This window comes from Saccharopolyspora phatthalungensis, assembly GCF_014203395.1.
Classification (GTDB): domain Bacteria; phylum Actinomycetota; class Actinomycetes; order Mycobacteriales; family Pseudonocardiaceae; genus Saccharopolyspora; species Saccharopolyspora phatthalungensis.
In genome coordinates this window covers 458,486-479,248 of sequence record NZ_JACHIW010000001.1, presented here as the reverse complement: position 1 = coordinate 479,248, position 20,763 = coordinate 458,486, and the positions used below count along the sequence as shown (strand labels likewise).

Here is a 20,763-nt window from a genome sequence, read left to right as displayed (position 1 = left end):
CCTCAGTTTTCGCCGTGACCAACGATGGTGATCGCACCTTCGGCGGCTCCGTTGATCATGAACTCCGTTAGGTTCTGGAGGGCGTTCAGCCGCTCGCGTAGCCGCGCCTCGTAGGCGGTGGCGGCGGCGAGTGCATCGTCGAGTTCCTGGACGCCGGTCTCCAGCCGGGGAACGTTCCATGCCAGTGGGTCACCGGCTGTGTCCGGGAGTCGGTTGATGATCGCCGCCAGGGTATGCGGGCCGATCCCGGCCCCGGGAGCGAGCCGGATGATTCGCGCTGGAGCCCGGAGCAGTGATCCTCCGATCGGGTCCACCCAGGCTTCGGGCGGGCTCTTGGCGAAGACGACGTCGCCCGAGTCGGTGCGGGGCGCGTGCGGATGGCGTTGGGCGGCCTCGATCGGATCGAGCCGGATACCGGTCGGGCCGGACGCGCCAACTACGTCCACGGTGCCATCCGGGTCGTGATCGTCCTCGTTGTAGCGCTTACCGCGTTTGATCTTGAGGAGCTTCTGGTTCTCCAGCTGTCCCAGCGATGACCAGCTCACCGCGATGGTGCCGGCGGCGGGGGAGACGAGGACGTCGAATCCGGGAAGCGGCTCGGCGGTGCGTTGGGTGGCGGCGATGACACGGTCGCGGTGCTCGGCGGGCTCAGTAGTAGCGAAGCGGGCCGCGCGGATGCCCCGGGGGACCACGGGCTGCTTGCTCAGGACCGCCGCGAGCTCGCGCGGGCGGGCGTAGCGGAAGGCCCGCGCGGAGTCGTCGTTCAGCGCCGCCACCGCATCTGCGGCCAGGTCGTCGGCGTCGAGCTCGTCGAGCGTCGCGATGTCGGTAACTCGAAGCGGTGAGTCGGTGCGTCCGGTGCAGATCCAGAGCCCGAGGGCCTGGCGGTGCGCCTCACGCCACAGGCCGCGGGGAAGGCGTGCGGCGAAGGCGAGGTTGCCCGGGCGGAGGGTGCGCGCGCGGTCGGACTCGGCGTCGCCTCTGAGGTCATCGCACAGCATCGACGCCGGGCCGAGGATCATCGCCACGTCGTTCGGGCCGAGCCCCAGGATCACGTTGTCGATGTCATCGAGAACGGACGCCGTGTCGGAGCCGAGGACCGAGCGGAGGTGGATGCTGGGCAGCGCGGTCTCCGTCGCGGTCTCGACACCTCGGATCATCGCGCGCCGGAGCAGGGCACGGTGATCGTCGCCCGGTTCGAAGTCGGGCACGATCAGTTCGGTGAAGTCGGCGGCGACCGTCAAGGTCAGCCGGTGCGGACCGTCGGTGTGGATCAGGGGGACGCCGTAGGGATCCAGGTCCCGCGCGCATGCGGTCGCGACTGTGCGGACCAGGTCGATCGCGGTGTCGGTTAGCTCGCGGGTCGCGTGCTCACGGGCGACGCGACCCCGCTCCAGTAGATCGAGCGCTTCGTCCGGGCCCCGGGACGCCTCGGCGAGATCCTCGACATATCGGACCGTGTCGACGGTGGCTGCACGGACCTCGCGTACCAGGCACCGATCCTTCGGGTCGATCTCCTCGGCCAGGTCCACGAGCTCGTCGTGTCCTAGCTCACCAAGGTCGTCGCCGGTGGCGGAACGCAGGCATAGTAACGCCACGAGTTCCTCCAGCGACGCACCGTCAGGCGCGCTCCATGCTGGGGCGTCCAGGTGCATTTCGGGGTTGTTGCCGCGCCCGGTGGCCCGGAGCCACTCGACGATCTCGTCACGCCGGAACCGCGCGAGACCGCCGGTGTCGTCGATCGGCGCGGGAAACGGAATCGACCGGCCGCGCACCATCGGGCGGGTGCGCCACGCACTCACCACGGCACGCTGCACACCCGCGAGCGCGGCGATGTCCCGCAGCGTCAGCGTGGCTTCCGAGTCCGTCACGGTCGGTCTCCTCTCGATCACCGCAAGAGTAGATCGCCGAGCAATCTTAGTGAAAGATTATTCTGATAACCCTACTTATCGGAAAAAACTTCGTGTATCCAGTGTGCCTGCTGTCACTGTCGAAGCGGTCCCGATCTTCCCCGTCAGCCCGGAGAGACCGACTCCGGACTCGGAACCGTGGAGAAGCACATGGCGACGAACACGTCCAAGCACACGCTCTACCGCCTCATCGGTGTACCAGCGACCCCCGACGGTTTGCGGAAAGCGCTGGATCACGACCGCCTCGACGCACTCGACCACACGGTGCAGGAGGCGCCGTATTTCACCGAGCTCGACATCCCGGCCCTGCTCGTGACGGTGAACGACGTGCGTGACCAGGCGGAGTGGTGCCCGGAGGTCCGGCGCACGACAGGATGCGACGTGGCCGAGCCGAGCTGGCGCTCGTCCGCCGTGCTGGTGCTCGCCGTCGACGGTCAGGTCTACGCGATCGGCTTCGACCAGGGATTCCGGCTGATTCCCGACCGGCTCAAGGACACGAACTTCGGCCTGACCTTCGCACTACGGGCCGTAGACCCCAACGCAGTTTTCGGCATGACCTCGAAAGTGCTGGGCGAGGGACGTACCGACATCACCATGATCGCGGGCGGAGCACCGGTGAGTCGGCTTGGTGTCAAGGAGTACCTGCGGATCGTGCGCAAGGTGGCCGGCGAGATCCACGGAGTGGCACTGACGCGGACTCGCCTCGGTAACGACACACTCGTCCGGGTAGACGGAGGGTACGGGCTCCAGCTGCCGCTCGGCATCGAGGCGAAGAACCTGGTCGCCGACATCCGGGAAGTCGCTCGGGTGTGCCGCCAGAACTCGCCGCACCGCGCGCTGGAATTCATCGAGCACGTCCGACCGGTCCGCGATGAAGCGACAGTGGAGGAACTGGATCGAGTGCTGGACGACGTGTTGGGGGATCCTGCCAGTGGGCTCGTCACGGCCGCAATGCCGTACAACCGCCTTGACGAGATCGCCGAGGCGCGGAACTACCGCATCAAGATCAGCAAATCCGAGTGGCGCCACTCCGACGAGTTCGACCTGGAATACGTGCTGAAGAGACTGGGAATGCACCGGCCCGGTCACCGTGTGCCCGCGTTGCGTGATGCGGAAGTGGCGCTGTTCCGGCGCGTCGGCGACCGGGCCTCGAATGATTTGGCCACCGACCCGCTGATCCGGTGGCTGGAAGCGAACTTGTTGTCGATCGGGTCCCGTCGGTTCCACCTCACCGACAACCAGTGGTACGAGATCGGCGAACGATACCTGCCCGAGATCGTCAATACCGTGACCAGGGTGATCAGGCCGAAGGCGTCCGTGGAATTGCCGAAGTGGATGCCTGGGGAGGAAGAAAGCGACTACAACGAGAACGCCCCAAAGCGGTGCCCGGACGCCGGGTACGTGTGCCTGGACAAGAAAAAGGTGCGCAACCCGCTGAAATCGCCCGACACACTGGAAGTCTGCGACCTGCTCGCCGCCGATGGCACAATGGTCATGGTCAAGCAGGCGAGTGCGTCCGATGCCCTGAGTCACCTGTTCCACCAGGGGCTCGTGGCCGTGCAGATGCTGCTGGAGAGCGCCGAGGTTCGGGAGCGGTTCGCGCGCAAGGTCCATGACGTCAGCGGTCGCGTCATACCGAAGGACTTCAAGCCCAAGCGCGTCGTCTTCGCGATCCTTCTCAAGAAGGGTGTCGACCTCACCCCTGACACGCTGTTCGCGTTCTCGCAGGTCGCGCTCGCGCAGACAGTGAAGCTGCTGGAGGAGCGGGGAGTGGAGGTTGAGGTCGTCGGTATCGAAGCTGACGCCGCTGACGAGGTTCACGACGTGGCTGCGTGAACGGTTCCGTGCCGCCTGCAGGCGATGTCGATCCCCGTCGTGGTTCGCTTTCGCGATCGGAGATAAGGGCATGGCGCTTCACTGGTGTTCACGCTTCACGACGACAACGACAAGCACACGAAGCCGGAATGCTCATGTCGCGGATACACATGAACAATATCGCTCCTGCCGTGACGTCACGGTGGCTCTTCAGCCGGATCTCACGATGCTGGCAAGGGTGCACGCAGCACAGTTCACGACAGCGCGCCACGAGATGCCGACGGCCGATTCCGCCTTGGGAGCGCCAACTTGGGAGGAATCTCGGAGGTTCCATTCTGCGCTGAACCGCTCTCGACCGTCCACAACAGAACTGCCCCGACCTGCATGATCTCTATTTTCGCGGGTCGGGGCGATGTGGCCGTGTCTACCTCGACGCGGTAGGGCTCACGAGGACTCCTTCGCCTATGCAACTGGCCCGGTGCTGTCGAGGAAAGGGCTGACCAGCGTTGTCGTTCCGGTGGTGATCAGGGTTGTGAAGACTCTTGGAAGCTGCACAAGATCTTGAGCTCACCTCGGGAAGCAAGAACACGAACGAGGGTGCATTTATGGTGCAGACTCGTGGTCGAATGATGTCGAATCATGCCGATTGAAGGCGTGAGCGATTGCAAAGTTTCCAGCTAGATTGATTGGCGTCCAGGCTGGCCCGGTAACCGAAGGGTTGCTGGGTCGAGCCCGGTTGCTTCCTGGGGTGCAGACGCTCACGTGCCGTGGAGGGAAATGGGAGGAACGTGCTGTCCTGAGCTGCGTTGTACTGCTCGCAACGGCGCTGTACTTCACAGCATTGTCCTGCGGTTTCTTCGATTTTCGCAGTTCGCTGTCTCCTGTGGACACAACTTACAAGCAAGGGGTCGCTGGTTCGAACCCAGCTGCGCCCACCTCGAAACACCAGGTCATCGGGGGAGCAACGCAGGATCAAGCTCCTCCGGTGACCTGCTGAGTGGCTATTTGCTGCGCCGTTCCGTGATCCAGGTCGCGATCTGGGCACGGGAGGCGAAGCTGAGCTTGGCAAGGATGTGCTGGACATGGGATTCCGCCGTGCGTTGGGAGATAAGGAGCATCTTCGCGATGTCCTTATTGGACAGGCCCTGGGAGACCAACGCGGCTACCTCCGACTCGCGGGGTGTGAGAAGATCGAAAGGTGATCGGGCCGAGTCGGGTGCAGGCTGTGCGTGGGGCTCTTCCGTCAAGGCGTATTGAATCGCGGTATCACGCCGCAGGCTGGCGCCCTGGGTGTAGGCATCCGCGAAGGTATCGGCTAGCGTCTGTCGCAGGCGTGTCTCGCACTCCTGGTGGCGGGTGAACAGACCGGGTAGCGAGGTGATGGGGATGCCCATCTCCTCAAAGCGTGTGACGGCGGCGCCAAGCAGGGCGGCTGCGCGCCGCGGATTGCTCCGGGCCGTGATCCATGCCATGGCATCGATCGAGATGGCTATGCCAAAGTGGTCGTCGATCGAATATTTCAGCCGCAGGCTTTCCTGTTCCATCTTGAGGGCCCCTTGGATGTCCCCTGTGTGCAGGATGGCTAACCAGCTCAGACACTTGGCGCGGATCAGAATTTCGTCCGGGGGGTCGAGCGCTAAGCATTCGTGATAGCGGGTCGGCGCACGTTCGAAATCGCCCGCAAAGGTATGCACAAGCGCAAGCAGAAACAGCGTATAGACCTGTTCGCCGGAATTTCCTATGGTCTCGAAAGTGGCAAGTGCCTTTTCGAAATCGCTGGCTGCCCGGGACAGGTCATCGGCGAACAAAGCCCGGAAACCGGAGGCCTGACGGATGAACGCCTCGGCCGGCTCACCGAACTTGCGGGCCAGTGCACGGCCGTCCTCTAGTAACGAGGCCGCCATGGTGAGGTCGCCTTGCAAAGTGGCCAGCCAAACAGCGGTGTTGATGGCCAGGATTGTGGCGTGGGTGTCCGATGACGTTTGCGTGCGGAGACGTGTGATCCAATGGCGTCCTTCACGGACCAGCCCTCGTGTCATCCAGTGGTGACGTAAGCCAGCCGCGATGCGCAGGCCGGTAACTGCCTCGCCAGGCTCGGTCGCGCAGAACTCCAACGCCGCTTGCAGGTTAGCGTGTTCACGGCGCAGTCGAGCGAACCATTCGCTCTCGCGTACCTTGCCCCACCCTGCCTGCGCTTGGTCAACAAAGTCGGCATAGAAGTCGCGGTGGCGACGGCGCGCGGTTATCCATTGTCCGGAATCGCGCAACCGCTGCTGTCCGTACTGGCGGATGATTTCCAGCATGCGATAGCGCGTCTTGCCATCATGCTCCTCGCGGATCAAAATGGACTTATCCACCAGCGAAAACAGGACGCTCGCAAGCGCAGGCTCGCTGTCGTGGGAGGTTGCCGTGGCGATAGATTCGATGGCGTCAAGTTCGAAACCGCCAGCGAAGACCGCCGCCTGCGCCCAAAGGTCGCGTTCTTCCGGTGTGCACAGCTCGTAACTCCACTCGATGCACTCCCGTAAACTATGTTGCCGGTCTCCGGCTACCCGATTCCACGTAAGTGATGGGAAGCGACCGGACAGCTGCTCCAGAACCTCGGTGAGACCCATTCCGCGTAACTGGACGGCGGCGAGCTCCAGGGCAAGCGGCACGCCCTCGAGTTGCTGGCAGAGCGCGAGCACCTTGTCCATGTTGTCGTCGGTTAGTCGGAGGTCAGGCACCACGGCCCTGGCACGGTCGAGAAACAAGTTGATCGATGAATCCTCTATCTGCGCGACGCGAGGGTGCAGCTTGTCTGGGACCGGCAACGGCATCACCGGAAGGATCTGCTCTCCGGCGGTGTTCAATGACTGTCGGCTCGTCGCGAGGATGCGCAGGTTCGGGGCGGACTGCAGCACCGAGCCTGCCAGTTCAGCGCACGGATCCAGCAGATGCTCGCAGCTGTCCAACACCAGCAGCGCGTGACGCGGCGCAAGGAACTCCGTCAGAACGCCGATGGCCCCGCGTGGTGACTGCGGGTGCAGCTTCAATGCGCTGGCGACCGTGTCGGGGACGAGAACGGGATCACTGAGCGTCGAAAGGTCGGCAAACCACACCCCGTCTGGGAACGCCCGGCGTAACTCCGTCGCCGCGCGCAAGGCCAGCCGTGTTTTGCCCACCCCGCCGAAACCGGTCAGTGTCACCAGTCGCGCCCTTGACAGCAGCCGCCTGATCTCCGCTCGCTCCACCCGCCGGCCGACAAAACTCGTCAGCTCAGCCGGCAAGCTGCCGACAGAGCCAGTCACCGCCCTCGGTGCAGCCACAAATCCAGCATAGAGTGGGACAACGAGCTCTCGCTGGTCACGTGAGCACCAATGGCAACGCTGATAGACAACATTACCCGGCATCGCTCCTGTTAATCGCCGCGATTTTTGCTCAGCCGGGGAGGTCTGCCTCGGCAACGGTGTTCGGTTAGTAGGTTTCGGCGGCCGACCAGCGGTCGCCGAAGGCGATGGCGAAGGCGATGGCGAAGGCGTTGATGACTGGTTTCCATCGCATCGTCCATTGGTTGTGGCCCGTGCCGGTCGGGTGCATGCTGCGGGTCACAAGCTACTGGCACTTCAAGGCTGCTTGCTCGGCCGGAAGTGCGCCCTGGCTCGTACTGGTCGGCAGTAGCGGGCATTCAGCGACTCAATCGCGTTGCCCGCGGTGCCTGCCCCCCGGGCAGGGTAGTCCTCGACGAAGTCCGAGTAAGAGCGGGGCGCTGCGCTGCCTCGCCGGTCAGCACGAGGAGCGGGACCATGTCCTGCACATCGTGGCCGAACGGAAAGCGTTCAGTTCTCGACCGACGCCCTGGAACGGCACCTCCGAACCGGCAAGACCATGGAAGGACGGCGCGTATGAACGGCCGTGACAATCTCCGCGAGGAGAAGGCCGACGTCCTGATCGTGGGAGCGGGCGCCTCCGGTGCTTTCGCCGCAGTCGAGCTGTCGAAGGCGGGCTTCTCGGTGGTGTGCCTGGAGCAAGGCGATTGGACCAGGCCGACCGAGTTCGCGGGAGCCCGCCCGGAGTGGGAGCTCAAGGCACAGAAGGACTGGCATCCCAACCCAAACACGCGGGCTCGGGCCTCGGACTATCCGATCGACACCAGCGAATCCGATGTCAACCCGCTGATGTTCAACGGCGTCGGCGGGAGCACGATCTTGTACGCAGCACAATGGGTGCGGATGCTGCCGTCGGACTTCCAGACCCGAACCCGTGACGGCGTGGGCGACGACTGGCCGATCAGCTACGAAGACCTTGCTCCCTTCTATGGACGGACCGAGATCGACATGGGCGTCTCGGGTCTCGCGGGCGATCCCGCGTATCCCGACAAGGCGCCCTATCCCAATCCGCCCATGCCGATCAACAAGATCGGCCGGAAGGCGGCGGAAGGCCTGGACAAGTTGGGTTGGCACTGGTGGCCCGCGCCCAACGCGATTTCGGCGAGGAAATATCGCCACATGAACGCCTGCGTCCGCCGGGGGACATGCCTGACAGGCTGTCCCGAAGGTGCGAAGGGCTCGGTGGATATCACGCACTGGCCTGACGCCATCGATGCGGGCGCGCGCCTAGTCACCGGGGCGAGGGTCAAGGAGGTCACCACCGATGCGAAGGGCCTCGCGACCGGGGCGGTCTATATCGATCGGAACGGCGCAGAGAGGCATCAGGCCGCCGATGTGATCGTTATGGCTGCCAACGGCATCGGCACCGCGCGCCTGTTGCTCCTCTCGACGTCGCGAGCCCACCCTGACGGGCTCGCGAATTCTTCCGGTCTTGTCGGCCGTCGCCTGATGATGCATCCCTATGCTGCGGCGACGGGTGTCTACGACGAGCCGCTGGAGAGCTGGCTCGGTCCTGCAGGGCACGCGATCCAGACCTTCGAGTTCTACGAGACTGATGCCAGCCGTGGCTTTGCGCGCGGAAGCAAGTGGCAGGTCATGCCCAGCGGCGGTCCCCTGGGGCTGCGCGCCGGTTACAGCGACAGTCCGGTCGAGGAGGTCTGGGGCGAGAACTTCCACCACCGGATCCGCAGGACTCTCGGCCGGTCGTTCGAGTGGGGAATCACGGCAGAGGACTTGCCTGACCTGGAAAACCGGGTCGTCCTCGACTCGAAACAGACCGACTCCGACGGCATCCCATCGCCAAAGATCATCTATCGGTCGTCGGATAACACGCGACGGCTGATGGATTTCAACCTCGAACGAGCCCGCGATGCGCACAAAGCCGCCGGTGCGACCGAGGTCCACATCACACCCCTCATGCGGGACTGCGGCTGGCACATCATGGGAACGGCCCGGATGGGCCTCGACCCCGCCGACTCAGTGATCAACGAGTGGCATCGCGCGCACGACGTGCCGAACCTCTACGTCATCGATGGCAGCGCGTTCGTCACCTCGGCTGCGGTCAATCCAACTGCCACGATCACCGCGCTCACGCTGCGTGCCATGGAGCAGCTCATCGCGAACCGGAAAAACCAGGAGGTCCCCCTATGACCGCCTCGTACCCTGCTGTGACGCTGACCGATCACGAGCGCGACATCTGTGGCGCCCGCGCCGATGTCCTTATCCCCAACGCTGCCGGGATGCCTGCTGCTACGCAGATGGACGTGCATTCAATCTGGATCGAGCACGCGCTCGGTGCCCGCCCAGACCTGGCCGACCGGTTCCGGGCGTCCCTGGCCGAAGCTGTGGATGAACCTCCTGCCGAGGCAATCGAGACGCTCCACAAGAACAGCCCCGAGCTGTTCGACGCGTTCAGCGTGCTCGTCGCTGGCGCCTACCTTATGAGCCCCGAGGTACGCGCGCTCATCGGTTACCCGGGGCAGGAAAATCGACCTGTCGCGAACGACGAGGTGAAGACCTATATCCACCTTCTAGAGCGCGTTGTGCAACGGGGACCAATTTATAGGCCGACTGTCTGACTCCTGGACATGCGCCGCTCCCCGGTGCTGATCGAGTCGAACTTCCCCACCGAGCTGGGCGGGATGTTCAAGAACCTGGAGAACAAGGGCAACCCATGGGGCCAGAACGCCAAGGACCGGCTCGCCTGGGCCGAGGAGCTCGACTTCGAGGTGCCGGTCTTCGACGTCGATATGAGAGAGGTGGGTTCATGGTCAGCCGCGAAATGCTAGAAGTGATCGAGAGCATTACCGATTTTCCCTTGGATGTTCCGGGGCAGCGGCGCCACTACGAGAGGGTGTGGCGGGCAGTGCCGGTCGATGAGGACATCCGCTCCGAGCCCGCGGACCTGGGTGGTATCGGCGGAGCACGGTCGGAATGGGTGTGGACGGGCGAGCAGGCGAGCGATGCCTGCTTCATGTACTTCCACGGTGGCGGCTACGTGTGCGGCGAGCCGTGGATGTGGCGGCAGTTCAACGGGACGCTGTCGCGAGCGTCGGGCATGCGGTGCCTCGCCTTCGGCTACCGGCTTGCGCCGGAGTACCCGTTCCCGACGGCCGTCGCCGACTCGTTCGCTGCCTACCGCTGGCTGCTCAACAGCGGTGTCAGTCCCCAAGAGATCGTGTTGACCGGCGACTCGGCGGGCGGGGCTCTCGTGTTGGCTGTGCTCGTTGAGCTACGCGAGAAGGGCCTGCCGCTGCCGGCGGGTGGCGTGGTGATGTCGCCCTGGACCGATCTGGAGCTCCGTGGCGAATCGATGACCCCGGCCACCAATGATCCGCTCACCACCGAGGAGTCAGCGGGGTCAATGGCGCGGCTGTACCTCGACGATCAGGACCCGCGGAGCCCACTCGCCTCGGTCCTCTACGCCGACCTCACCGAGCTCCCGCCGGTGCATGTCGAGGCGGGCACCAGGGACGTGTTGTACAGCGACTCCGCCCGGCTGGTCGAAAAGCTGACGGAAGCCGGGAACAACGTTCGTTTCCATTCGGTGCCTGGAGCCATCCATTCCTACCCGGCGCTGGCCGGGGGGACCCCGGAAGCAGCGGAGGCAATCGACCGGATGGCAGATTTCATGATCACGATCACCGGCCGCGCAAGTTCAGTTCCCCACGAGTAAACGGACTCAGGCTGTCGGCGAGTACGGAAGACAGATCGTCTCCGAGACACGTCGCGGAGAGCGGGCCAAGCACCCGTTGATGAAGACGAGCGTGCTGGCGATTTGTTTGTTACTCGTTCCTTGGCGGTCGAGTTCGGCGATTTCTCGTTCACGTTGAGGCGTGCCCGAGGCTCTGCTTCAGGTGTGGGCTCGGCGCGTAGTGGTTTGCCGCGGAGGTATGCGATCGCTTGTTCGAGGCTGACATCCGAGCCCCTGGGCGAAGCAGTTGCGGTAGTGGTCGTCGCCGAGAGCCTGCCGAGTTTGTTGTTCGCACTCGTCGTGGTAGCGACGGAAGGTGAGCAGGGGTGCGCCCGCTTCACGGCGGATGGTTTCGGCGGCTCCGAACAGCCGCGCGGCGTCGTCATAGCGGCCTTCGCTGGTCGCGACCCACGCGATCGTTTCGGCGCACAGTCCGGTGCAGTGGTGGTCTTTGAATTCTTGCTGGAGTTCAAGGCTTTCCCGCGCCAGTGTCGCGGCGCGCTCTGGCTGGCCTTGACGCCAGGCCTCGACCCCGAGGCCCCAGAGGGCGTAGGAACGGCGCCAGTTCTCACCGTGCTCGCGTGAGAGCGCGAGAAGTTCCTCGTATACGGCGGTGACTCGTTGCGAGTCGCCGTGCAGGGAGGCGCTGACCCCCGGGAAGACCAGGGCGGCGGAGAACCAGTGGATATCTGTGGAGGTTCGTAGCTGGGGGATCACTTCTTCGCAGAGTTCGATCGCATGCGGGAAAGTCGCGTCGCTCAGAGCGCGGAAAGTGCGCCCGACTCCGGAAGCCTGTTACTTGGGGAGCCGCGGCTCGACGTGGCGGGCGATCTTCTCGGCCTCGCCGCACTTATCAGACACTGAACCAGGCTTGGCCTCGGTTACATCGACGAGCACGACACCGTCGCCCGCATCGAGGACGATCGAGCAACCAGCGTCAACCGCGCCTCCGCCGCCTTCGACGGCGCGGGCAGCGTTGCGCCCGTTGATGCTGAATTTTTCGTACTTATCCCAATGGCCATCGGATTCGTACTTGTCGACGGTCTCTTCCGCGTTCTTGTAGAGGGTGAGGAGGATCTTCTCGCCCCTGTAGCTGCAGCCCGGTTCAAAGCTCAGCTGCTCTGCTTTCTGGCCCGGGCCCTTGACACCAGCGGCACTCAGATCTCCCTGTGTGAAGAACGCGCACGTGTCGAAGTCCTTCAAGCCAGCGGCTGCCGCACTCGATGTTGGGGGCTGCTCTGTGGTGGTCCTACCGTTGCTGCCAGCGGCGCCACCAGAGCATCCGGCGAGGCCGATCAACACCAAACCGGCGGTCGCAGAAATCAGGGTCCGAGAGAGTGCGGTCACTGAATACCTCGCTGAAGATCCTGGGCGTTCTGGTCGTCGGTCGCACGATAGTCTCTCGCCGCTGCACGGAAGGCATCCGCCTGTTCCTGTAAGACTTTTTGCATCTCCTTGATCAGCGGCAATGCTCCAGCTGTTGCGTGTTCAGCCTTGTCAGCGAACCGCTGGCCAGTTTGCCAGCACTGACCTGTTGGTTGATCCATTGCGTCCGGCTGCGGACAGCTTGCAGACCTTCCGCCGCCGCCTCGAAACCGCCCTGAGTCACAGTTGCTTTCCCCCTGGCTTGTCGATCAACCAGGGGGATGCTCTCGACCATGCCCCTCTCGCGGGGGTGGTTTCGGACATGCCAAATCGAGCCCCGTTGCAATGCCAACGGTGCTCGACCGGCTGGCCTCTATATGCAGTGCGCAGCTGGAGCCGCGCTACTGCTTTATTGAGTCGTTCGTTTCTGTCTCACTCCCTGTACTCATCGAGGTTGGCGGCATTGGGTAGCCCGTAGAGCTCCTGCAACCGGCCGAAGGTCGGCGTTCCCGTGATCGGTGGTGATTGGGGATTCGGGCTGTCGGGGGCGGTGTCCGCTGCGGCGGTACCGTCAGCAGGGCCCACGGCCACCGGCGTGGTGGCTGTGGGATGACCTGTGGGTGTCAGTACGCGGTGAGTCCGCCGTCAACGACGAACTCGGCTCCGGTGATGAACGAAGATTCGTCGCTGGCCAGGAAAAGCATGGTGGGAGCGACCTCGTCAGCCCGGCCCGCTCGGCGCATTGGGGTGCGCATGATGTCGGGTTGCTGGTCGCCTTGCTCGTCGAGCAGGTCCTGGATCATCGGGGTTTGGATGACGCCGGGATGCACCGAATTGACCCGGACACCGCGCGTGGCGTATTCGACCGCGGCGGTTTTGGTCAGCAGCCGCACGGCCCCTTTGGAAGCTTGGTATGCGGCGGCTGCCCCGCTGCCGACGAGACCGAGGACCGAGGAGGTGTTGATCACCGAGGCGTTGCCGGACGCGCGCAGGAGCGGCATGGCGGTCTTCATCCCGAGCCAGGTGCCGGTCTGATTGACCGCGATCACGCGGTCCCAGGACTGCTGCTCGGTGTCCTCGATGCCGGGCCAGTCCAGGATGCCGGCAAGGTTGACCAGCACATCCAGCCGGCCGAAGCGCTGGCGGATCAGTTCGATCACCTCGCCCCAGTGCTCGGCCGAGGAGACGTCCAGCCGGGTCGCCAGCGCCTCGGCGCCGTCGGCTGCCAGCCGCGTCGTGAGTGCGCGCACAGCGTCATCGTCGACGTCGGTGACGACCAGGCGGGCTCCTTCTCGGGCGAATAGGTCCGCGGTGGCGGATCCGATGCCTCCGGTGGCGCCGGTGATCAGCGCGACCTTGCCGGTCAACCGTCCAGTCATGCTTCGTTCCTTGTCTGGTAGGGGGATGGGTCAGGCGGCGGTGTAGCCGCCGTCGGCGGCGACGATGGCTCCGGTGATGAAGCCGGACCGGGGCGAGGCCAGAAACCCGATCACCTCGGCGATCTCCTCGGGTTGCGCGACCTGGGGACGGACATCGGTGGCCACCACGTGGGCGCCCCGATCGTGCAGCCAGGCAACCGTGGCCGCGCCGACCCCGCGCGCGGCGCCGGTGACCAGCGCGGCCTTTCCGTCCAACTCGGCCACCGCTTCGTGGCCCGGGCGCGATGTAGTCATTGGTGTGGCTCCCTGTTCAATGCTCGTCATCGGCGGATTCGCGGTAAAGCACGAGGTGCTCGTGGTAGAGCACGCCGTCGCGGATGTCTCCGGTCGCGGTGAAGCCGGCGTCATCGACGTAATCCAGGTGATTCCCGGTTACCGTGTACCGGCCGGTGTAGGCGCTGCGTCTGTCGCCGCGGGCCTCGTCATAGCGTCCGTCGGCACGGAGTTCCTGCCGGATGTACCCATCCGCGGTGACCCACATGCCGACCACGTCGGCGTTCGGCTCGGTGTTTGACTGGCCTGTGCTCATCATCGCTCGCCTCAATCCCTGACTTGCGGTCTCGTACCACCGAGTCTCAGAAGCCGGCGCGGTAAGCGGCAGGACGTGCGCTGACTGGGTGCGCCATACCCACCCAACCGTGCGGGCACCGGCCTAAGGTGGCGGTATGAGCGGTGGAGAGTTGGGTGAGTTCCTGCGGGCACGCCGTGCGCAACGGACCCCCGAAGACGCGGGCCTGCTCTATTCAGGTCGGCGCAAGGTGTCCGGACTGCGTCGCGAGGAAGTCGCCGTGCTCGCCGGCGTGAACGCCGACTACTACACCCGCCTGGAACAGGGCCGCGAATCCAACCCGTCTCCACAGGTCCTGGATGCTCTTTGCCGCGCACTGAATCTCGACCCCGAAGCACGCGAGCACCTGTACCGGCTGACGGGCACCGCACCGGAGACCGCCCGCGCGCCGGTACCGCAGACCGTGAGCCCGGAACTGCGGCAGCTGATGGACGGCTACACCAACACCCCGGCGTTCGTGCTCAATCGGATCTTGGATGTGCTAGCCACCAACGCCCTGGCCGACGCGCTGTTCGCACCGTTTCACCCGGCGGACAACCTCGCCCGCATGACCTTCCTCGACCCCGCGGGACGCCACTTCTACGCGCGCTGGGACTGGACGGCGCAAGCCACCGTGGCGAACCTGCGCAGGGCAGCGGGCTTCGACCCACACGACCCGGGTCTGCTGCGCCTGGTGGCCGAACTCCGCGACGGCAGCGAGGAATTCCGCACCCTGTGGAACTCCCACCACGTGCGCGGCAAGACCCACGAACCCAAACACCTGGTCCACCCCGACGTCGGGCCCTTGACACTGACCTACCAAGCCTTCGACGTACGCAGCGCCCCCGGACAGCAACTGGTCATCTACCACGCGGAACCGGCCGCCCCCAGCGCCCACGCCCTCGCACTGCTGAGCAGCCTGCACGCCACGAAGCACCCGGCCGACACCCCTACCAACACCTGACCGGCCCGACCGGCCATTCGAGCAGCGCAGTTCCCGCGATCATGTTGCCTATGTGTATACACAATCGACAGTTTTGCGGACCTCCAGCGCCTTCTTCTGGAATTTCCGCGGAACAATCCAGTGGGCGTGTGGCCCAACGGTTCGATGCCGTCCACCTATGCCGGGATTCAGTTTCAGGCGCCGTACGGCCTCGCGGAGCTTCGCGGCTGGGGTTCGGAGTCGACCGCATGGCTCAGAACCTTCCACGGCGTGCTTCTAGGACTGTCTTGTGTGGACGATGTGCAGCGCCGAGTGCAGCAAGGACGCGCTCGATCCGCTATATGGCATTCGTCGTGTGCTGTGGTTTCCGAATTCGCCTGAAATTGGGGCTCTTCTGTCCCTGGAAGCCCGCACCCGTGGGATGTGGTTGGTCCGTTCGGGTTGATCCGTGGGGCACATCTGGCGGTGCTCCCACTGGTGCCGAGGGTATTCATTGCCATGTCTCTCTCCATAGTGCTACCAGCGCTAATCCGCTTAAATACAAGGAAAATCCCGGCCTGCTGCCGGTCTCCGACTCAGGTAGGGCAGGATCACCCATACGGCCGCACTAGCCGACCCTAAAGGCCGATTACGGCCTACGATCTTTGAACTACTTTCAGTTCGCCGCATCCAGTTTCGTGGTCGCTGACCTGCGACTTCGATTAATGGACTGCGGGCTACAGCAACTCATGATTCCCTTGGAGGGTTCTTTGCTGTCCATGCGAACCTATCTCGCTGCTGCCACTGCGGCAGTCGTGATTGGCGGTGCCGGCACCCTGGCGGCGGCACCGGCCTTCGCCTCGCCTCGCGCGATCAGCCACTTTGACGATGGCAGTTTCGAAACCCCAACCGTGGCAGTGAGCACGTTCGACACCTTCTCGGCGGGGCAGTCCTTCGGGCCGTGGCGGGTGACGAGCGGGACTATCGACCTGATCGGTGAAGGGTTCTGGCAGGCCGCCGAGGGCGGCCAATCCGTCGACCTCAACGGCACCAGTGCGGGGGCTATTTCCCAGACCTTCACGACGGTCCCGGGTACGACGTACACGGTGGCGTACTCCCTGGCCGGAAACCCCGGCGGGCAGGCGCTGAAGACCGGCAAGGTCCTCATTGACGGGCAGAACTTCCAAGACTTCTCCTTCGACACCACCGGAAAGACAACGACGGACATGGGCTACGTGAGACGGCAGGTGACCTTTGTGGCCACCAAGGCGTCCACGACGTTGACGTTCGCCAGCACCACACCCAATAGTGCGTGGGGCCCGGCGGTGGACGATGTCACAGTCCAGCCCTGCCCTCCGGTCCCTTGCTGCGGCTGACCCGGACTCGGTGATGGGCGGCAACCCGGTTGGACCGCCGGAGCGGCCTTCACCGTGCATGCAGGTTCGTTGAACCGGAAGTGTGGGGCGGGCAGGTGCCCGCTCCACACTTCCGAACCAGGACATGACCGTCGAAATGGCAAACCCGCGACCTTCCGAATTGCCCCCGAACCTCATCGGGCTTCCGGTTGGCTAGCGCGGCCAGATTCACCGGCTCGCATCGGCACCCCATCGGCTTGTTGCTCCGCTAGGCTGCTGCCGATACGCCGGATGCCGGTATCAGAATCGTTTGCGCTCCCGTTCTCCACCGAAGCGATAATCTTGGTACCTCGCAAAGAAGATCACTGGTGGCGAGTATTCGCGATCGGCAGATACCGCACAGCCGTGGGATAAGCGGGGGAGGTACCAAGTTCGTGCACATCCTCAACGTGGCAGCGACCTGTGTGGGCACCCGGTCGCTCGGTCCTGGCCTCCGGGCCGTGGTGTGGGTGCAGGGATGTCCGTTCTCCTGCCGGGAATGCGTGGCACCTGAGTGGATTCCGGATCGGCCGGCGCGGCAGGTGGATGTGCCCACGCTCGCCGGGGAATTGCTAACCCAAGACGTTGCTGGGCTGACCTTCAGCGGCGGCGAGCCGATGGTCCAGGCCGCCGGGCTGGCCGCGCTGGCGCGGACCGTCCGGGCCGAGCGCGACGTTTCGCTCATCTGCTTCACCGGATACACCCTGCCCCGGCTGCGTTCGCGGCCCCCAGGCCCCGGTGTTGCCGATCTGCTTGCCGAGGTGGACGTGCTGATCGACGGGCGCTACGTGGCGGCGCGGGACAATGGTCGTGGCCTGCGCGGCAGCACCAACCAGGTGGTACACCACCTCACCGACCGGCTGGCCGGATCCGGCTACGACTTTGAGAATCGGACGCGCTCGGTCGAGATCCGCCTCGGGGACGGCGACATGGCTTTGGTTGGTGTGCCACCGCCGGGCCTGCTCGCCACCCTGGACCGGGTCTTCGACGCCGCCGTTACGGCTCTCGCGACGCAGGAGCCTGGTAACTCACCAACAGCAGCGCGATCCGCCGAGCACTGACGACCACCGCGCTCGTGTTCGTCAGTTCGGCCGAGTCCGCCGCGCCTTTTGGCCGGTAGCGAATGGGAGCGGCGAGAGTCAGTTCCCGGTCGGCGTCTTCGTCGATGGCGGTGTTGTAGGAGGCCAGCCAGCCCGACACGAACGATCCGTCTTCCAGGTTGCACCCGACATGCACCCGCCGTCCCGGCTGTTCGCGGAACAGCAGCCACCACGCCGACGCGCTCGACTCATGCGGCATGACCTCCGCGTCGACGCGCAGTCCTGGTGCCCGGGACAGAATCCGCCTGAGCAGGCCGGAACCGGCCAGCCAGGCGAGCAGCACGGCCACGGCGAGCAAACCCAGTGCCCACCAGGCCACCAGCAGGTAGGACTCGCGCAGATAACTACCGGGCTCCCGGACGATTCGGTCGACATCCGGCGTGCCACCCGGCCAGATCAGGCGAATCAGCCCGAAAATCAGGAGCGCGACAATGTCGAGCAGCAGGCTCACGCAAACCATTTGGGCGGTTTCGCGAAATACGGACATGCTCTGCTGCGGGACCACACGCTGCCGTGCGAGAACGAAGGTCAGGCCCGGCGCCAGGCTGATCACGAAGACGAGCAGCCCCAAGAGCGTAGACGGCACATATCGACTATGCCATACTTCGATCACCGATCACGCAGGGGGAGCGATGGGTGACCAGGAGTTGCGGGGAACGGCTCATCAGCAGGACAGCAAGGCCGCTCGACCTCGTCGTTTTCGTGGCCAGAAGACGACCAAAGCGATGGAAATCCCGGTTTTCGAAGAGCTTCCCGAACCGCCGCCACCACCAACCGAATCAGGCTCGTAGGACCCTTTGTACACTGTGGACAATCAGCTTTCGGTGACCGAGATATCCGAGCTCACCGCATTGTTCTCCGACGAGGAAGACAGCCGGGCATTACTGATTAGATGCGGGATGCCGAATTGGGTGCTGAACCAACTGCCGACCGGCGATATTCACGCCTTCTGGTCCGCGGTGGCCGCTCGGCTGGCGGCCGGAGTCCTCACCGCCGGTCGGGCACGGCTGCTCGCCGCCGCACGCGGCCTTTTCCCGGACAACCCCGTGTTCGCACCCGCCGGGCAGCCGACCGCGGCTCGGGACGTGATCCAGGCCCCTGGCGGAACCGTCAACGTCTACAACGCCCCGGTGTGGAAGGGTTCGCCGGGCACGGACGCGGAACCGGTGAAGCACAAGGAAACCAAGGTTTTCTTCCTCGGCGCCAGCCCGTATGACATCGCGCTCGACCGGATTCGCGCCGATCGCGAGTTCCGCGCCATCCAAAGCGTCGCCCGGCCGGGCGTGCTGAGCGTGGTCAACCGCACCGCCGCCACCGTCGCCGACTTGGCGCACCTGCTCGACGAGCGCCCGCACATCCTGCACCTGTCCTGCCATGCCGGGGACGGCGTGCTGCTGTTCGAGGACCCGACCGGGGAACCGCACCCCATCGAGGTCGCTTCCCTGGTACGACGGATGCGCGCCTACTACGACCACGCCCGGTTCCGGCTGACCGGGCTCGTGCTTTCGGTTTGCGGCAGCGGTGATTTCGCCACCGAGTTCGCGGGCATGGCCGATGCGGTCGTCGGCTGGCGCGGCGACCTCGACGACGACTGCGCCATCGAGTTCGCCAAGGCGCTCTACCGGATGATCGGCGGCGAATCGGCCTTGTCGCTCGGGGACGCGGCGCGGGTGGCCGCGGTCGAGGTCGCCGAGTCCGGCCCGGCATGCGCGCGGCTGGCCGATCAGCTGGTCGTCTTTCCGCCGTAACGCCGTGCCGTCCGGAGCCCATGCGATCTACCCGGGAGAAACGATGTGGTGTTGTCGTGAGTGGTAGGAAGCGGATGTACGTCGACCAGGCCGAGTGGAACGACCTTCGCCGGCAGGCGGCCCAACTCGCCGAAATCCAGCGCGACCTGCCGAAGCTGATCCAGCGAGTCGAGGAACAGACACAGCGCGACCTGGAGCGCTCGATGAACGAGGTCGAGTCCCGGCAGGCCGGTTTCCAAGCGGAGATGGGCCGACTGAGCGAGCGCACCCAGAAGTTCGAGCGGCGGACCGCCGAGCAGTTGCGTGCCAGCACCGACCGGCTCCGGCAGGAGATGACCGAGCAAGGCCGGCAGCTGCGCTTCGAGACCGCGGAAGCGCTGCGCACTCAGCGGGAAAGCCTGCGACGGTTGATCGACCAGGAGCGCGAGGACCGGAACCGGCGGTTGGCCGAGATCGACGGCGCGGTGGCCCGACTGCGCGGCGACCAGGCCACGGCGGCGCGACTGACCGGCGAATACCTTGCCGATGCCGAAGTTCTGCTGGAGCAGGTGCGGAAGTTCCCGCACGAGCGGTACCTGCCCGGCCGGGTCGCCAGGCTGGACGAGCGACTGGCCACGGTTCGCGGCAACGTCTCGGATGGGGTGGGCGCCTATGCGCTCAGCGGCGCGCAGGAGCTGTGCCAGTCCGCGAGCGAACTGCTCCTCGAACTGGAGCATCTGGACCAGGAATGGCGGGCCTGCCGAATCGCCGCCGAGCGCGAACTGGTGAAGCTACAGGAACTGTTCGCCCAGAACGCCACGATCGACGTCTCCGAACGGTTCGGCCCCGGCGGGCCGGACAGCGCGCCGAGCGTCGACTACTGGTCCCGGGGCGCGCTGTCCCGGCTCAGCAAGGAGGTGGCCACGCTGCTCGCCCAGGTTCGCGACGACGAGGATCCCCTCGCCACCGAATCACTGCTGCGCATCGTGACGGAAACGGCCCCGGAGTCCGAAAAGCGCCTGGAGTCGGTGGTCGGGCAGGCGGTCACCGCCATCCAGGCTTCCCAGCTGCGGACCAACCTCGCCGACATGATCGCAACCGCCCTCGACGAACACCACTACTACGAGGTGACCGACTCCGGTTATGTCACCGGCGACCAGCGCGAGACCTTCCTGGCCAAGACGGTCCACCACGCCAGCGGCAGCGAGATCGTGATCGAGGTCGAGCCCAGTCCCGAGGATCAGCCGCCGACGGTCCGGCTGCACAACTTCGACGCCGACGGCGCTGCTGAGTCCGAGCGCACGGCGCGCACGGCCTCGATCCGCGCCAGCGTCTACGCGCACAGCGGCCTCAATCTCGGTGCGGCGCAGGAGGAAACCGCCGAACCGGACGAGAACGCGCGTGACGTCAGGGCCCGCGTGCTGGCACCCACCAAGGCGGGCCCGGCCGCCGATCCGGCCCAGCCCACCAACCCGTCCTGAC

21 protein-coding genes and 1 pseudogene are annotated in these 20,763 nt (G+C 65.1%); 10 read left to right on the top strand and 12 right to left on the bottom strand.

Annotated features, from left to right (window positions below; translation table 11 throughout):
* Nucleotides 1–2: 2 nt before the first annotated feature.
* Nucleotides 3–1,871, bottom strand: coding sequence for a helix-turn-helix transcriptional regulator (locus BJ970_RS02045; RefSeq protein WP_312864066.1), 1,869 nt, complete (start codon nt 1,869–1,871; stop codon nt 3–5).
* A 189-nt stretch (nt 1,872–2,060) separates the two neighbouring features.
* On the opposite strand from BJ970_RS02045, the gene BJ970_RS02040 reads away from it, so the two are divergent.
* Nucleotides 2,061–3,746, top strand: a complete 1,686-nt coding sequence (locus BJ970_RS02040; protein WP_184722903.1) for a DUF6119 family protein — start codon at nt 2,061–2,063, stop codon at nt 3,744–3,746.
* 980 nt (nt 3,747–4,726) lie between these two features.
* Here BJ970_RS02040 and BJ970_RS39345 read toward each other — a convergent pair.
* The gene (locus BJ970_RS39345; protein WP_184722900.1) at nt 4,727–7,033 is read right to left on the bottom strand and encodes an ATP-binding protein; all 2,307 of its coding nucleotides are present in this window, start codon (nt 7,031–7,033) and stop codon (nt 4,727–4,729) included.
* A 148-nt stretch (nt 7,034–7,181) separates the two neighbouring features.
* Nucleotides 7,182–7,411, bottom strand: a pseudogene (locus BJ970_RS02030) (IS256 family transposase); the annotation flags it as partial.
* A 198-nt stretch (nt 7,412–7,609) separates the two neighbouring features.
* Between BJ970_RS02030 and BJ970_RS02025 the strand changes: the two are divergent.
* From BJ970_RS02025 to BJ970_RS02010, 4 genes are read left to right on the top strand one after another with little or no spacing between them, the layout of a single operon-like run.
* A complete protein-coding gene (locus tag BJ970_RS02025; protein ID WP_184722897.1) occupies nt 7,610–9,244 on the top strand; it encodes a GMC family oxidoreductase in 1,635 nt (544 codons plus the stop codon).
* Nucleotides 9,241–9,672, top strand: a complete 432-nt coding sequence (locus BJ970_RS02020) for a hypothetical protein (RefSeq protein ID WP_184722895.1) — start codon at nt 9,241–9,243, stop codon at nt 9,670–9,672. The genes BJ970_RS02025 and BJ970_RS02020 overlap by 4 nt, the downstream gene beginning before the upstream one ends.
* 9 nt (nt 9,673–9,681) lie before the next feature.
* The gene (locus tag BJ970_RS02015) at nt 9,682–9,882 is read left to right on the top strand and encodes a hypothetical protein (protein WP_184722892.1); all 201 of its coding nucleotides are present in this window, start codon (nt 9,682–9,684) and stop codon (nt 9,880–9,882) included.
* Entirely contained in the window at nt 9,861–10,769 is a 909-nt protein-coding gene (locus tag BJ970_RS02010; RefSeq protein WP_184722889.1) for an alpha/beta hydrolase, read from the top strand. The genes BJ970_RS02015 and BJ970_RS02010 overlap by 22 nt, the downstream gene beginning before the upstream one ends.
* A 177-nt stretch (nt 10,770–10,946) precedes the next feature.
* Here the strand turns inward: BJ970_RS02010 and BJ970_RS37555 are convergent, their stop codons facing one another.
* The 8 genes from BJ970_RS37555 to BJ970_RS01975 all read right to left on the bottom strand — a co-directional run bounded on the left by BJ970_RS37555 (nt 10,947) and on the right by BJ970_RS01975 (nt 14,123).
* Nucleotides 10,947–11,504 carry a tetratricopeptide repeat protein gene (locus tag BJ970_RS37555; RefSeq protein WP_184722886.1) on the bottom strand — a complete coding sequence of 186 codons (558 nt, stop codon included), beginning with the start codon at nt 11,502–11,504 and terminating at the stop codon, nt 10,947–10,949.
* A 78-nt stretch (nt 11,505–11,582) separates the two neighbouring features.
* Complete coding sequence (locus BJ970_RS02000) at nt 11,583–12,134, bottom strand: DUF3558 domain-containing protein (protein ID WP_312864065.1); 552 nt, start codon at nt 12,132–12,134, stop codon at nt 11,583–11,585.
* The gene (locus BJ970_RS37550) at nt 12,131–12,334 is read right to left on the bottom strand and encodes a type VII secretion target (protein ID WP_246470646.1); all 204 of its coding nucleotides are present in this window, start codon (nt 12,332–12,334) and stop codon (nt 12,131–12,133) included. Before BJ970_RS37550 ends, BJ970_RS02000 begins: the two co-directional genes overlap by 4 nt.
* Entirely contained in the window at nt 12,247–12,447 is a 201-nt protein-coding gene (locus BJ970_RS37545) for a hypothetical protein (RefSeq protein WP_246471854.1), read from the bottom strand. Before BJ970_RS37545 ends, BJ970_RS37550 begins: the two co-directional genes overlap by 88 nt.
* Nucleotides 12,448–12,584: 137 nt before the next feature.
* A complete protein-coding gene (locus tag BJ970_RS01990) occupies nt 12,585–12,737 on the bottom strand; it encodes a hypothetical protein (RefSeq protein ID WP_184722883.1) in 153 nt (50 codons plus the stop codon).
* Nucleotides 12,738–12,775: 38 nt separating this feature from the next.
* Entirely contained in the window at nt 12,776–13,531 is a 756-nt protein-coding gene (locus tag BJ970_RS01985) for an SDR family NAD(P)-dependent oxidoreductase (RefSeq protein ID WP_184722880.1), read from the bottom strand.
* 30 nt (nt 13,532–13,561) lie between these two features.
* On the bottom strand, nt 13,562–13,825 hold the full coding sequence (locus BJ970_RS37540) for an SDR family oxidoreductase (protein ID WP_246470641.1): 264 nt from the start codon (nt 13,823–13,825) through the stop codon (nt 13,562–13,564).
* A gap of 16 nt (nt 13,826–13,841) precedes the next feature.
* Complete coding sequence (locus tag BJ970_RS01975; protein WP_246470639.1) at nt 13,842–14,123, bottom strand: Atu4866 domain-containing protein; 282 nt, start codon at nt 14,121–14,123, stop codon at nt 13,842–13,844.
* Nucleotides 14,124–14,256: 133 nt separating this feature from the next.
* Between BJ970_RS01975 and BJ970_RS01970 the strand changes: the two genes are divergently transcribed.
* From BJ970_RS01970 to BJ970_RS01960, 3 genes are all read left to right on the top strand, one after another.
* Nucleotides 14,257–15,102: a helix-turn-helix transcriptional regulator gene (locus BJ970_RS01970; RefSeq protein ID WP_184722877.1), complete on the top strand. Its 846-nt coding sequence runs from the start codon at nt 14,257–14,259 to the stop codon at nt 15,100–15,102.
* A gap of 737 nt (nt 15,103–15,839) precedes the next feature.
* Nucleotides 15,840–16,436 carry a choice-of-anchor C family protein gene (locus BJ970_RS01965; RefSeq protein ID WP_246470637.1) on the top strand — a complete coding sequence of 199 codons (597 nt, stop codon included), beginning with the start codon at nt 15,840–15,842 and terminating at the stop codon, nt 16,434–16,436.
* A gap of 413 nt (nt 16,437–16,849) precedes the next feature.
* The gene (locus BJ970_RS01960; protein WP_184722871.1) at nt 16,850–17,515 is read left to right on the top strand and encodes a 4Fe-4S single cluster domain-containing protein; all 666 of its coding nucleotides are present in this window, start codon (nt 16,850–16,852) and stop codon (nt 17,513–17,515) included.
* On the opposite strand, the gene BJ970_RS01955 is transcribed toward BJ970_RS01960, so the two are convergent.
* Complete coding sequence (locus tag BJ970_RS01955) at nt 17,451–18,140, bottom strand: DUF6338 family protein (RefSeq protein ID WP_184722868.1); 690 nt, start codon at nt 18,138–18,140, stop codon at nt 17,451–17,453. The genes BJ970_RS01960 and BJ970_RS01955 overlap by 65 nt on opposite strands.
* Nucleotides 18,141–18,378: 238 nt before the next feature.
* On the opposite strand from BJ970_RS01955, the gene BJ970_RS01950 reads away from it, so the two are divergent.
* Together BJ970_RS01950 and BJ970_RS01945 are read left to right on the top strand one after the other, a co-directional pair.
* Entirely contained in the window at nt 18,379–19,302 is a 924-nt protein-coding gene (locus BJ970_RS01950) for an effector-associated domain EAD1-containing protein (RefSeq protein ID WP_184722865.1), read from the top strand.
* Between the two features lie 56 nt (nt 19,303–19,358).
* Nucleotides 19,359–20,762, top strand: a complete 1,404-nt coding sequence (locus BJ970_RS01945; protein WP_184722862.1) for a coiled-coil domain-containing protein — start codon at nt 19,359–19,361, stop codon at nt 20,760–20,762.
* Nucleotide 20,763 lies beyond the last annotated feature (1 nt).